Origin of the sequence: Neisseria viridiae (assembly GCF_962747995.1) — a bacterium.
Classification (GTDB): domain Bacteria; phylum Pseudomonadota; class Gammaproteobacteria; order Burkholderiales; family Neisseriaceae; genus Neisseria; species Neisseria viridiae.
In genome coordinates this window covers 1-13,265 of the sequence record NZ_CAUJAJ010000002.1, presented here as the reverse complement: position 1 = coordinate 13,265, position 13,265 = coordinate 1, and the positions used below count along the sequence as shown (strand labels likewise).

Annotated in this window: 13 protein-coding genes; 2 read left to right on the top strand and 11 right to left on the bottom strand. The window is 50.3% G+C overall.

The genetic code is table 11. The features are described 5' to 3' along the window. Positions 1 to 29: 29 nt before the first annotated feature. From Q9J79_RS01935 to rlmD, 6 genes are all read right to left on the bottom strand, one after another. The gene (locus tag Q9J79_RS01935; RefSeq protein WP_003710368.1) at positions 30 to 389 is read right to left on the bottom strand and encodes a roadblock/LC7 domain-containing protein; all 360 of its coding nucleotides are present in this window, start codon (positions 387 to 389) and stop codon (positions 30 to 32) included. 20 nt (positions 390 to 409) lie between these two features. Then, positions 410 to 1,054 carry a hypothetical protein gene (locus Q9J79_RS01930; protein WP_003710371.1) on the bottom strand — a complete coding sequence of 215 codons (645 nt, stop codon included), beginning with the start codon at positions 1,052 to 1,054 and terminating at the stop codon, positions 410 to 412. Position 1,055: 1 nt separating this feature from the next. Continuing rightward, on the bottom strand, positions 1,056 to 1,592 hold the full coding sequence (locus tag Q9J79_RS01925; protein ID WP_003710372.1) for a GTP-binding protein: 537 nt from the start codon (positions 1,590 to 1,592) through the stop codon (positions 1,056 to 1,058). An 11-nt stretch (positions 1,593 to 1,603) separates the two neighbouring features. After that, a complete protein-coding gene (locus Q9J79_RS01920; protein WP_301912383.1) occupies positions 1,604 to 2,701 on the bottom strand; it encodes a DNA-binding transcriptional response regulator in 1,098 nt (365 codons plus the stop codon). Between the two features lie 19 nt (positions 2,702 to 2,720). Next, positions 2,721 to 4,139, bottom strand: coding sequence for a tetratricopeptide repeat protein (locus Q9J79_RS01915; RefSeq protein ID WP_301912382.1), 1,419 nt, complete (start codon positions 4,137 to 4,139; stop codon positions 2,721 to 2,723). A 253-nt stretch (positions 4,140 to 4,392) separates the two neighbouring features. Next, positions 4,393 to 5,724 carry a 23S rRNA (uracil(1939)-C(5))-methyltransferase RlmD gene (gene rlmD, locus Q9J79_RS01910; RefSeq protein ID WP_301912381.1) on the bottom strand — a complete coding sequence of 444 codons (1,332 nt, stop codon included), beginning with the start codon at positions 5,722 to 5,724 and terminating at the stop codon, positions 4,393 to 4,395. Between the two features lie 105 nt (positions 5,725 to 5,829). Between rlmD and Q9J79_RS01905 the strand changes: the two genes are divergently transcribed. Continuing rightward, on the top strand, positions 5,830 to 6,798 hold the full coding sequence (locus Q9J79_RS01905; RefSeq protein WP_373321249.1) for a L,D-transpeptidase: 969 nt from the start codon (positions 5,830 to 5,832) through the stop codon (positions 6,796 to 6,798). 78 nt (positions 6,799 to 6,876) lie between these two features. On the opposite strand, the gene Q9J79_RS01900 is transcribed toward Q9J79_RS01905, so the two are convergent. From Q9J79_RS01900 to rpsT, 5 genes are all read right to left on the bottom strand, one after another. After that, on the bottom strand, positions 6,877 to 7,161 hold the full coding sequence (locus tag Q9J79_RS01900; RefSeq protein ID WP_301912379.1) for a PepSY domain-containing protein: 285 nt from the start codon (positions 7,159 to 7,161) through the stop codon (positions 6,877 to 6,879). 150 nt (positions 7,162 to 7,311) lie between these two features. Then, complete coding sequence (gene aspS, locus Q9J79_RS01895; RefSeq protein WP_301912378.1) at positions 7,312 to 9,120, bottom strand: aspartate--tRNA ligase; 1,809 nt, start codon at positions 9,118 to 9,120, stop codon at positions 7,312 to 7,314. A 57-nt stretch (positions 9,121 to 9,177) separates the two neighbouring features. Beyond that, complete coding sequence (locus Q9J79_RS01890; protein WP_127239130.1) at positions 9,178 to 9,879, bottom strand: DUF502 domain-containing protein; 702 nt, start codon at positions 9,877 to 9,879, stop codon at positions 9,178 to 9,180. Positions 9,880 to 10,021: 142 nt separating this feature from the next. After that, positions 10,022 to 11,170 carry a phospholipase A gene (locus tag Q9J79_RS01885; protein WP_301912376.1) on the bottom strand — a complete coding sequence of 383 codons (1,149 nt, stop codon included), beginning with the start codon at positions 11,168 to 11,170 and terminating at the stop codon, positions 10,022 to 10,024. 160 nt (positions 11,171 to 11,330) lie between these two features. Continuing rightward, a complete protein-coding gene (gene rpsT, locus Q9J79_RS01880) occupies positions 11,331 to 11,594 on the bottom strand; it encodes a 30S ribosomal protein S20 (RefSeq protein WP_002212556.1) in 264 nt (87 codons plus the stop codon). Positions 11,595 to 11,895: 301 nt separating this feature from the next. On the opposite strand from rpsT, the gene Q9J79_RS01875 reads away from it, so the two are divergent. Continuing rightward, the gene (locus Q9J79_RS01875; protein ID WP_101125406.1) at positions 11,896 to 13,038 is read left to right on the top strand and encodes an extracellular solute-binding protein; all 1,143 of its coding nucleotides are present in this window, start codon (positions 11,896 to 11,898) and stop codon (positions 13,036 to 13,038) included. The last annotated feature ends 227 nt before the right edge of the window (positions 13,039 to 13,265 follow it).

The window sequence follows — 13,265 nt, the reverse complement described above, 5'->3', positions numbered from 1 at the left end:
TTTATCTGCAAGCCCGTAATCTTTATATATTATATGGCTTCCGCAATATGCCTTGCCGCCCGTTTGGCATCCAATAGGATTAAACCAAGTTTGCCGGTTTCTTTTGCCATCAGCACCAACACGGCATCTTTACCCGCCTGACTTAAAAGGATATAGCCTGATTTTCCTTTAATCATCACTTGCTCCAATTCCCCGCAGGCGAGTTCCTGCACCGAGCGGCTGCCTAAAGCAAGCAAAGTGGCAGAAATCGCCCCTACCCTGTCCGAATTCAAATGTGAAGGAAGCATTGTCGCCATCGGCAATCCGTCGGTTGAGATAACGGCAGATGCGACAATATCCGGAGATGTGTTGTTCAAGTCTTCCAAAACCGAAATTAATAATTGCTGCATAAACCCTCCTATCCCAAATTTTACACACGGTTGCTGTAACGGCGGTATAAAATCCTGACCAAAGTAACAAATGCCTCCTTGCTCAAATCGGGTATGCCGCCGATGACCAAAATAAATTTGGTTGAACCGATATACAATGGGAAAAATGTCAATTCGCTCTGACCGGAAGGGTCGCAAACGCCCCAAGCGTTATTGTTGATATACAGGTTGTTCTTAATCAGCAGCCGGTGTTTCTTTTCCATCTGTGCAACTTCTGCCGCCAGCAACCCCAACTCTTCAGCCGCCTCATGGTGGAAATTGGCGTTGGCAAGATACAGGCCGTTCCGATCGACCAATAATGCCTTACCGCTGCCGGACAATTGTTCCATCAGCAACGGCAATTGCTCGTCCGACAGATTGATGCCGTCTGAATGACCGTTTTCATCGCCATAGAGAAATTCGAGTTTTTGCAAACGGTACAACAGGTTCAAAGCGGTATCGATGTCGGCGGTGTCCGCCCAAGCGAGCAGCTTCTCACTGCTGACCACTTCGTCCGCATCCGCTTTCAACAGGCTGTGCAACAAAGTTTTACCGGCACTGGGGGTATCGCTGGATACGGCATAAAATGCACCGGCAGGAGTCAGGCGGGGATATAAATTTGCTTGTAGTGAAAGTGTTGATTCCATATTAAACCTCCAGTCCCGGATCAATAGAAAATAACATTGCGCTAACCAATTGCTTTACGTCATCTTCCTTACGGGCATCAATTTCAAAAACCGGAACATTAAGATTATGTTTTGCAAGATATTTGTGATACACGTCGATACCGGGCTGAGAGCGTATATCCATCTTGGTAATACCGACAACGACGGGTGCCTTCTCCAGCAGCCCTCGAAACGAATGCAAAAAGAATTCTAAATCTTTCAATGGGTTGGTTCGGGCATTATCTAAAAGCAAGACCAAACCCATACTGCCTTGGCTTAAGATTTCCCACATAAAGTTGAACCGTTCCTGACCGGGCGTACCATATAAATGGACTTTGGTATCCTCATCCAAGCTGATGACCCCGTAGTCCATCGCCACTGTCGTATTCCTTTTCCTATCCAAAGTCATATCGGATGCGGAAGCATCGGTCTGGACGGGTGCTTCGTCCGAAATAGCCGCAATGGCGGTGGTTTTCCCTACGCCGACAGGTCCTGTGAAAATAATTTTATTTTCTCTCATCTCTCCGCCTCTTAGCTGCCCAACAGTTTTTTCATCAGCCTTTGCAGAAGGCCGCGCGGCTGGGATTGGGATGGTGTCGTGATTTTTTCCGCTTTTTTCACCATTTCACTATCAGAGGCAGAATCGGTCCCGATATTTATTTTATCCGCCATATCGGAGTATGCCTGTTGTGAAACCGTTTTCAAATCTACCGACAAAAACCCGGTTGTATAGGTTGCCGCAAGATAATTCAGAATATCATCAAGGTTTAAAGGCATCACTTTATACAACACGTTAAGGTTGACGGATGCCTTGGTCAGAAATGCCGACAAGCGTATCGATCCCGGTACATTTGCCAACCGGGTCAGGTTTGGCCAAGATTTCAACGTAAACGGAGTATCGGGAGAAATCGGATAAATCAACCTGCCCTGCGCCGTCCAAATGGAAAACTGCCACATACAGGACATAATGCCTACTTTAGCCTTTTCGCGCCATTGCGGGTTATCGGGAACAGTCTTGCAACTGACCTGCAAATTTTCGTCTTTGCACAATTCTTCGAGTTTTTGCACACTTTCTGTCAGCAAAACCCGTTGTATCAAGGGGAAAACAATAAGGACCGGCTTATTTCCATGCAAGATAGCGATGTCCCGCCTGTTCTTTTCCGCAAACCGCAACGCCCCCAATAATCCTTTATTCGGGTTAAACCGGCGTATCGTAACCGTACGCTGTACGTTCACGTTGTTTTTCGCCGACCGGTCTGCGGGTGCAATAAACGATTTCCCATAAACATTCTCGCCCTGCAACAACTTGCGGAGCATAGGAAACAATGTTTCAAACCGAATCGGTTTGGGCAGGTAGGGAACTTCAGAATCGGGAACTTTCTCCGAACAGACGGCGACAGGTATATCCTTATAACGCTCGGCAAGCTCTTTCCAAAGTTCAAAACCGCCCTCGGCATCGGTATCCGCCAAAACCAAATCGGGCACGACACTGCCGTCTGAAGGTAATACCGTTTCATAACGGGTGGTATTGTGCATTTTGAATGCCATTTTGAAAACGGATTCCTGCTGCGCCGTCATCCCCGCCAACATTACGCGTACTGTTTTAATTTTCGGCAGTTGAACTTCCATTTTTATTTTCCGTACCGTTTTATTTTTTTATATTTTGATTCATACGCTGCAGCAGCCGGCTCATCAGCATAACGACCTCTTCAGGAAGCCTGTCCGCACGTTCCCTCAATACCCTTAAAAACTGCCCCAACCTATCCCAATCTTCAGTACGTTCATAAATATCAATCAACGTAATATAAAGCTGGGACTCGTCGGGATATTTCAATACCGCCTGCTCCAACACATCCATTGCCGCCTCAATCTGACCATACATCAGCAACGACTCTACTTCTTTAACCGCATCGTCTGCCGGAGACGAACCGGTGTTGATCAATGAAGAATCTTGAAGCACCAAATCCCGATGTTGCGCTTTGAATTTCTGTATATTTTGCGGCAGATATCCGTGCCCCATACCGATGTCTTTGATTTGCCGGTCGTTCGGCCCCTTTTCCAAATCATCGAAAACTTCATGGTAACCCAGGCTGTACCCCCAACCCAGCATCCGCTCTTTAACCTGCCTGCCATAGTTGCCCAACGTTTGGTAAAGCTTCCACAAATGTCCGGCAAAACGGTCTATGTCCGCGTGTTGGTAATCGAGTTTCAATGCATCGATAATCAGGTTTGCAGGTTTTTCGGAAGTTTGGATGGCGCGGTCGTATTGTTTCGATGCCGTTTCGTAGCTGACTTTGTCTTTAAGGATTTTCGCACCTTGATCGGCACGGACCAGACCGGCAATCGCACCGATTTCCTCTTGGCTGATTTCGGACACGTCTTTTTTGCCCCGCACAATCGGGATGCGCTTGATTTCTTCGGCTCCATAAGCCTTACCGCCGGCATCCGGCTGGGGCGATGCGGAAACTGCCGTCGCAGAACCGCCTTCCGCGCGTTTTTCAATCTCCTGAATGCCCCATCCCAAACCTTCTTCCGCCAAGACGCGGATACGCAAATGGTTGGGATCACGCTGTAATGCCTGTTCGATATATTTTGCCAAAAGTTCGGAAGGGATCAGTTTGCCGTATTTTTGCAGATTGTCTGCCAAAGTATCCGTATTTCCTGCTTCAAGATTGGCATCGAGCAATTCCAAGATAAGGTTTTCAGGTTTTTCCTCCCCGTCCGGAATGCCGTCCAAATAGGCAGCCAAAGACTCGGCAGCCTTGCCCTGATAACCGAACTGCTTATAAACCTGATATTCCGTCAGCGGATCGACTTCTTGCGCGGATACTGCCGCAGATGCGTTTTCGGCACTCTCATTCCAAGAAAATCCCGTCTGCGTGCCGTCTGAAACCGATTGGTCAACCTGATCGACCCAATCCGAATCATTGCTTCCAGGCGGCTGCCCCTGCGTATTGCCGACACCTTGGGATTTGCGCTTCGGCATTTTCTTACCCTGCTTCGCACGCATAACCAAAAGCACCAGCAATACCGCCAGTGCCAAACCGATAATTAATGAGTTTTCCAAAGGATACTCCCGATACCGTAACGAGCGGATAGCTGACTGCCTGCAACGGCAATTGTCCGCTTTTATTATTAACGATTTACTGAAATAGACTTGTAAGTTTCAAATCATACCATAATTTAACGTTTGACAATATGCCTTCTGCACAAGCCTTGCCATATGACCTTTTATGTTTTATACGTTTAAATGTATTTGTCGGGCACTATCTGTTTGCACCCCCTCCCTTAATTATTCTTTGCCTTTGATTTTCAAAAAGTTATTTTCCTGTTTGCGGCAACAAATCGAATACGGCGACAGACTCGGTATGAGATGTCTGGGCAAACATATTCATTATCCCTGCCCCGCTGAGTATATAGCCTTTTTCAACCAACACGCCCGCATCCCGTGCCAAAGTGGAAGGGTTGCAGGATACATAAACGATTTTTTGCGGAAGGTAGGGTGTATGCAGCGATTTGACGACTTCATACGCACCGCTTCTGGGAGGATCTATCAGCATTTTGTCAAACCTTCCCCAAGAGGCGACTGTCTTTTCGGTGCAATCAAAGAGGTTGGCAGCAATAAAATCCGTCTGTCCGTCGCAACCGTTCAACCGTGCATTCTGCTGGGCGCGCCCGACCAGGTTTTCCGCACCTTCGACACCAACCACACTCGCTCCGCTCTTGGCTATGGGCAGACTGAAATTGCCCAAACCGCAAAACAGGTCGGCAATCCTTTCGCCCCGCCGTATGTCGAGCATTTTCACGACACGTGAAACCATCAGCCGGTTGGTATCGGTATTGATTTGTGTAAAATCTCCCGGACGGAATGGCATTTCAATGCCGAATTCAGGTAATGTATATTTTAATGTTTTGTCTGTTTTGGGATAAAACGGTTGCGATACGCCCCCTTCGATTTGCAGCCAAACCTGCCAGCCGTCCGACAATTCCGAATCAAACCACTGCCGAATCCGGTTTTCTTCGTTCTGCCGAAGTTTGCTTTTGAACGCGATGTTCAATACGGTGATTTCACTGCCGCGATAAAACTCGGCAAACCGGGCAACACTTCCCTCTTCCACCAAATCCTGCAACAGCCCCCTGATGGCGGGCAGCTTGTCTGAAACCGGCTTCGGAAGAAGCATACATGACGAAATATCCACCACATCATTCGTTTTCTTTGCCTGAAACCCCAGTTTCAGACGGCATGATTTGTCTAATGACACACTGAACCGCGCCCTGTCCCGATAATGCCATACATGTCCGTAAATCGGCGGCAATATCTGCTTCGGTTTGACCTTGCCGATACGCTCGAGCTGCTCTTCCATAATCCTTTGTTTGAACGCCACCTGCGCTGTCGGAGAAATATGTTGCAGGGAACAACCGCCGCAGCGTTCAAAATAACGGCACTGCGGGACGGTACGCTCATCCGAAACTTTGAATATCGCTACTGTTTCCGCTTCGTCAAACTGCTTTTTCTGTTTGGTAATCTGAAAACCGACTTTTTCAGACGGCAATGCCCCTTTAATAAAAACCGTTTTGCCGCCAACCTTTGCCACACCCCTGCCTTCATAATCCAAGGCGGAAATTTCCGCGACATTTACTTCCGTCTCCATTCCCAAAACCGTCCATACTGTACCGAAACGCATATTTTCGCACAAAACCGCACGGTTTCAGGTATGATTTGCCAAAACACCATCGAACGCACACTACATTTTGATATGAATAAAACAATCTGCCTCACCGCCGTACTGTCTATAACCAGTTTTTCATACGCGCATACAGTTATTCCCGATGTTTCCCCTATTGCGCAAGGTCAACATGTCTTCATCAACATCCCTCAACAACGCCTGTTTCTCTACACCGACGGCAAACTGACCAAGGTTTATCCCGTTGCAGTAGGTCGGGCGATGACGCAAACCAATCTAGGCGAACATAAAATCGGTGCAAAAGCCTACAACCCCGTTTGGCGCATCCCCAAATCCATACAAAAAGAACGCGGCGACGGCGTGAAAACCATAGCCGCCGGTCCAGACAACCCTTTGGGGCCGGTTTTTGTCCGCTTAGGCGACCCGAAACTCGGTTTGGGCATACACGGAACCAATGCGCCGGCCAGCGTCCCCGGGGTTCGGAGTCACGGCTGCGTCCGCATGAAATCGCCCGACGCGCTCGAGTTTGCCAAAACCATCGCCAGCGGCTCGCCCGCCTCCGTCATCTATCAAATGGCGGGTCTCAATGAAGATGCGGATCGCAACCTGTGGCTTGCCGCCTTCCGCGACCCTTACGGCAAAAACAATCTTGACACCGCCTCCCTGAAAAAAAGCATCGGGCAATGGGCAAAAACACAGGGCAAAACCATCGCACCCGAGAAAGTCGATGCCGTACTCAAAGACCGCACCGGATCGGCCGTCTGCCTGACCTGCGGCAAAAACGGCAAGATGAAGATGCCGCTCAAATCGCTGGCGTGGATACAGGGTTCTTCCTCATACAGCCAAGCTGAAGCAGCTAAGCCGAAAATTACCCGGGTTAACCCTGTCGAACAGCCGGCTTCCCAAGCCGCCGAACAACCCGTCCGTCCCCTTCCCGCCCTGCCGCCGGCCGATGTCGAACCGGTTACCGAATCCGTACCGCAGGCAGAAACTGAAACTTTTAAAAACACTGCTTCCGAACCGTTTGATTCGCTGTTCTAAATCCGTCTCCCCACCGGAAAACAAAATGCCGTCTGAACGCTTCAGACGGCATTTTGGTTCATCTTTCCATCAAAGGAATCAGCGATCGAGCTGCTCTTTGATGATTTTCAGGTCGGGGTAAGACAACACGATGTCGTATTCGCGGCCGTCTTTATAGGCTTCCACTTCCAAAACCGGTTTGCCCCAATGGTCGTCGGCATCGACATCGTGAACTTGATAACCGCGCTGTTCCAACATTTTCACAGCTTTTACGCGGTTCTGTTCAAAATTAGGATCACCGTAAATCTGACGCTCTGCATGGTCACCGGCGAATGCAGCAGCGGCACTCAGGGAAATAACAGCGGCCAATAACAATTTTTTCATTTTCAGTCCTTTCTTTATCGACTTATTGAACAAGAAGTGTTTTTCAATGCTGCCATTAAAACACAGCAAAATTAGGTTTGAATTAGAGGGAAGTTAAGAAGCGTAAATGCCGTCTGAAAAAAACAGAGCCGTCAAACGGCTCTGTTTTCCTTATGCTTCTTTTGTTTCAACTGCTTTCTGACGCAGACGCAGGCTCAATTCACGCAACTGCTTGTCGTCCACGCTGTTGGGCGCGTTGGTCAGCAGGCATTGTGCGCGTTGGGTTTTCGGGAAGGCAATCACGTCGCGGATAGATTCGGCACCGGTCATCAGGGTAACCAGACGGTCGAGGCCGAATGCCAAACCGCCGTGAGGAGGCGCACCGAATTTCAGGTTATCCAAGAGGAAGCCGAATTTCTCTTGTTGCTCTTCAGGGCTGATTTTCAGCGCAGCAAACACTTTCTCTTGTATGTCTGCACGGTGGATACGGATAGAGCCGCCGCCGATTTCCCAGCCGTTCAATACCATGTCGTAGGCACGGGCCAGGCAGTTTGCAGGGTCGGAAACCATCAGGTCTTCATGACCTTCTTTTGGCGCGGTAAACGGATGGTGTACGGCAACGTAGCGGTCGGCTTCTTCGTCGTATTCGAACATTGGGAAGTCGACAACCCACAAAGGTTTCCATTCGTCTACGAAGTAGCCGTTGTCTTTGCCGTGTTCCAAGCCGACTTTAATGCGCAACGCGCCGATGGCTTCGTTCACGACTTTGGCTTTGTCTGCGCCGAAGAAGATGATGTCGCCGTTTTGCGCGCCGGTACGCGCAATGATTTCTTTCAGGGCGTTTTCAGATAGGAATTTCACGATTGGAGATTGCAGGCCGCTGTCTTCGCCGTTGGAGAGGTTGCTGACATCGTTCACTTTGATGTATGCCAGACCTTTCGCGCCGTAGATGCCGACAAATTTAGTGTATTCATCGATTTCTTTGCGGCTGAATTTTGCGCCGTTCGGCACGCGCAAAGCGACCACGCGGCCGCCTTTCATATCTGCCGCGCCACGGAAGACTTTGAATTCTTCCGTTTTCATCAGGTCGGTCAACTCGGTAAATTTCAAGTTGATGCGCATATCGGGCTTGTCGGAGCCGTAGTAAAACATGGCTTCAGAGTAAGGCATGCGTGGGAAGTCGCCCAAATCTACGTTTAAAGCATCTTTGAAGACTTGTTTGGCCATGCCTTCAGTGATGTCCATGATTTCATCCTCGTTCAGGAACGAGGTTTCCAAGTCGATTTGAGTGAATTCAGGTTGACGGTCGGCACGCAAGTCTTCGTCGCGGAAGCACTTGGTGATTTGGTAGTAACGGTCGAAACCTGCCACCATCAACAGTTGTTTGAACAATTGCGGAGATTGCGGCAGCGCGAAGAATTCGCCCGGATGGACGCGGCTCGGCACGAGGTAGTCGCGCGCGCCTTCCGGAGTGGATCGGGTCAGCATCGGCGTTTCGATGTCGATGAAGCCTTGCGCATCCAAGTAGCGGCGAACGCCCATAGCGACTTGGTAACGCAGACGCAGGTTGCGCTGCATCACAGGGCGGCGCAGGTCGATAACGCGGTTGGTCAGGCGTACGTTTTCGCTGATGTTTTCATCGTCGATTTGGAACGGCGGCGTAGCGGCGGCGTTCAAGACTTCGATTTCTTTGGCAAGGATTTCGATTTTGCCGGAAATCATTTTGTCGTTGGTCGTGCCTTCGGGGCGGTTGCGTACGCGGCCGGTAATGCTTAAAACGTATTCGTTGCGGGAAGAGTCGGCAGCGGCAAATGCTTCCGGAGTGTCAGGGTCGATCACGACTTGGACGATGCCTTCGCGGTCGCGCAGGTCGATAAAAATCACACCGCCGTGGTCGCGCCGGCGGTGTACCCAGCCTTTGACGGTAACGGTTTGGTCTAAGTATTGCTCGCTGATCAGACCGCAATAGTTGGTACGCATAAAATCACCTTTTATTGATTTAAACTGAAAACAGAAAATGCCGTCTGAACGGCGGCTTTATTGTTGTTCGGGCAAATCCGCCTTTTCAGACGGCATAGGTCCTGCCAATGTTTTGACGGGCAGGTCGTCAGGGATGACCATACCCAGCGAAATCACATATTTCAACGCTTCGTCCACGCTCATATCGAGTTCGCGCACATCACTTTTCTTTACCATAATATAGTAACCGCCGGTCGGGTTGGGCGTGGTCGGGACATACACGGAAAGATAATCGCCATCCTGAGGCAATGCGGCCTTAACCGCATTCGACACCTGCCCTGACACGAAAGCAATCGTCCAAATACCGGGCTGGGGAAACGGCACGAGTACCGGTGTTTTAAACGAACGGCTGCTGTCGGAAAGCAGGGACTCGGATACTTTTTTCACACTCGAGTAGATGGATTTCACAACCGGAATCCTACCCAACAAGCTGTCCCACGCGGCAAGAATCTGCCGACCCAATACATTGGCGGCAAATAATCCGGTTACAAACAATACGGCAATGGCAACGATAACGCCCAGCCCAGGGATATTAAACCCCAAAACATATTGCGGCCGCCATTGCTTCGGCAGCAGGTTGACAAGCTGGTCGGACGCGGAAACGATATAGGAAATCACCCAAACCGTTACCGCAATCGGCAGCCAGACCAAAATGCCTGTAATCAGATATTTTTTTAACGCCTTGGCAGCTTTGCCGCCTTCGGCCGCAGGTTCCGTCATCTTGCTTGATTCCGACAAAGTCCGTACAAACCGCACATTATACGCGTTTGCCCGGATTCAAACGAATTTTTTATCCCGCCCCGCCAAACCGCCGGCGGCTTCAGACGGCACGGCAACTTGATATGCCGTCTGAACGCGCGGTTCAGATGCCGTCCCAGTCGTTGAACATCAACCCGATACCGATACCGTTCTGCTTGTGGTTGTAATCGATCAGGCTTTCCCCGTAGCCGTGGAATCCGCGTACCACGCCTTTGAGTTTGCCCTTAATCGGAAACGTGTAGGCGGCTTCAATTGCGCCGTAGCCCGTTTTGGGGTTGTAGCGCAATACGGAATACACATTCTTCCTGTCGTTCAGGCGGTACTGAACTTTCACATCGCCATACCCCATATAGTCGGCAATATCGGGATTGTCGTTTTTATCGCCGCTCTGATCGAACGCACGCACCCACACGCGCGGAATTACCGTCAATTTGCCCCACTCCATCCCCGCCACGGCGTAAATCCTGTTCCACGAACGCGATTCGGGACGGCTTTGCCCATTGGACTGGTGGACAAAACCCGCACCAAACATACGCAGCCTGCCGCCAAAGGGAAGGTCTGCCTTCACAGGCTGGGTCAGGAAGATTTCAGGCTCGTAATCGGTATTGCGGAACGGCGCGGATTTCCTGCCTTGGTTGTAAATCTGCCAATCGGATTTTTGGGTGTAGCCGAACCACAAATCCGCGCGGGTTTTAAACAAATCTTCGGCAATTTTGCTTTTGAACGAAACCTGCAATTTGGTTTCCGCACGTTTCTGCTGTCCGAATTTTTCCTGTACAGTCGTACCGCGCGTCGGCGAATCCGGAGCATAGTTGGGCGAACTGTTGTACCAAACCGGCATAAGGTACATCGGATTGTGTTCGCGCACGCCCAACAGCCCGCGCGGGTCGTTTTTGTCCAAGTCGTACATCAGGCTCAAAGGCGTATAGATGTCGGCGGTTTCGCCCATACTGTCGGCAGGAAGCGCATCCCCGCCTTTTTCAACAACAATGACCGCCTCACCCTTATCCAGGCTGCTGCGGACGGTTTCCGTCAGATTGAGTACGGTTTTCGACTCCCGCCCTTCCTGCCCTGCCGAAGACGGAAGCTGTGCCGCAAAAATCCTGTCGTAACACGCCAAACGCGTAACATTGTCCGTCAAAGCGGCGCATTGCAGCGCGGTCTCTCCAAAAGCGGATGCCGTCGGCAACAGTCCTGTCAAAAGGATATAGCGCATATTCCGTGTATTCATCTCCACCCCCATTGTCGGCATATTGGTTTTCAGACGGCATTTTATAGCGGATTCGGATAAAAAACCGCACCCTTTCCGCCATTTCGGGATTTTGTCCCCACAATGCGGAAAACCCCGAAACCGTCGGGCTTCAGGGTTTTCCGCTTATCGCGTATCAACCGCCGTGGCGGTTCTGCAAAAATCAAGCCAAGGCTTTTACTTTTGCAGACAGGCGGCTTTTGTGGCGAGCCGCTTTGTTTTTGTGGAACACGCCTTTGTCGGCGATGCGGTCGATGACTTTGACAGACTCTTGGTAAACCGCTTGTGCAGCTGCCTTATCGCCTGCTTCGACTGCTTTCAATACTTTTTTCACTGCGGTGCGGAATGCGGTACGCAGGCTAGCGTTGTGGGCGCGTTGTTTGACGGACTGGCGGGCACGTTTGCGTGCTTGTGCGCTGTTTGCCATATTGGAATCTCCTGGAAGAAAAATAAATTCTGTAAACGCGAAATTTTAAAGGGGGTTTACATTATATGCAAGCCTTTTCTCTCTATCCGCCCGTCGGACACCCTGACAGCGCAGGAAAACGGCAAAATCGGGCAACCGTTTTCCTCCCCTTTTGGAAACAGGGTAATTTTTTAGGAAAATCAGTCCAATATCGCTTTGAGTTCGCACAAATTTACTTTACAATGCCCAAACCTTGCGCTGGGGTAACGATGGGGCGCGGGGATTTCTTTTTTTCAACCTCTTTCATCAGGAATCTGCCCGTATGAAAAAATCCGTATTAGCCGTTTTGGCCGCGCTGTCTCTGGCAGCCTGCGGCGGCAGCGAAAAAAACGCCGTGCAACCTCAAGCAGACGCTGCGTCTGCTGCCAATGCCGAAGCCGCTGCCACCGATACTCTGAACATCTACAACTGGTCGAACTATGTTGACGAGAGTACGGTCGAAGACTTTAAAAAAGCCAACAATCTGAAGCTGACTTACGACTTGTACGAAAACAATGAAACGCTGGAAGCCAAAATGCTGACCGGCAAATCCGGTTACGATTTGGTTGTGCCGGGCATCGCCTTCCTGCCGCACCAAATCGAGGCGGGCGCGTATCAAAAAGTCAACAAAGACCTGATTCCCAACTATAAGAACATCGATCCCGAACTCTTGAAAATGCTGGAAACCGCCGACCCGGGCAACCAGTATGCCGTCCCCTATTTCTCCGGCGTGAACACGATTGCGATTACGGCGAAAGGCAAAGAGCTTTTGGGCGGCAAGCTGCCCGAAAACGGCTGGGATTTGCTGTTCAAACCCGAATACACCCACAAGCTGAAATCCTGCGGCATCGCCCTGTGGGACACCCCGAGCGAAATGTTCCCGATTTTGCTGAACTACTTGGGCAAAGACCCCAAAGGCTCGAATCCTGAAGATTTGAAGGCGGCGGCGGAAGTGTTGAAGTCTATCCGTCCGGATGTCAAACGTTTCAGCCCGTCCATCATCGACGAGCTGGCGCGCGGCGACATCTGCCTGGCGGCAGGCAACGGCGGCGATTTGAACTTGGCGAAAGCACGTTCCGAAGAAGTGAAAAACAACGTCGGCATCGAAGTGTTGACGCCGAAAGGTATGGGCTTTTGGATTGAGTCTTGGCTGATTCCCGCCGATGCGAAAAACGTCGCCAATGCCCACAAATACATCAACTACACGCTCGACCCCGAAATCGCGGCGAAAAACGGCATCGCCGTAACCTTTGCCCCCGCCAGCAAACCGGCACGCGAAAAAATGCCTGCCGAGCTGGTGAACACCCGTTCCATCTTCCCGAACGAGCAGGATATGAAAGACGGTTTCGTGATGCCGCAAATGAGTACGGATGCGAAAAAACTGTCGGTCAGCCTGTGGCAGAAAATCAAAGTCGGCACCAACTGATTTGAAGCATTAAAAATGCCGTCCGAACAATGTTCGGACGGCATTTTATATTGGATTGAAATAGAAATATTTATATAGTGGATTAACAAAAATCAGGACAAGGCGACGAAGCCGCAGACAGTACGAGACCTTTGCAAAATTCCCCAAAATCCCCCAAATTCCCACCAAGACATTTAGGGGATTTCCCATGAGCACCTTCTTCCGGCAAACCGCACAAGCCATGATTG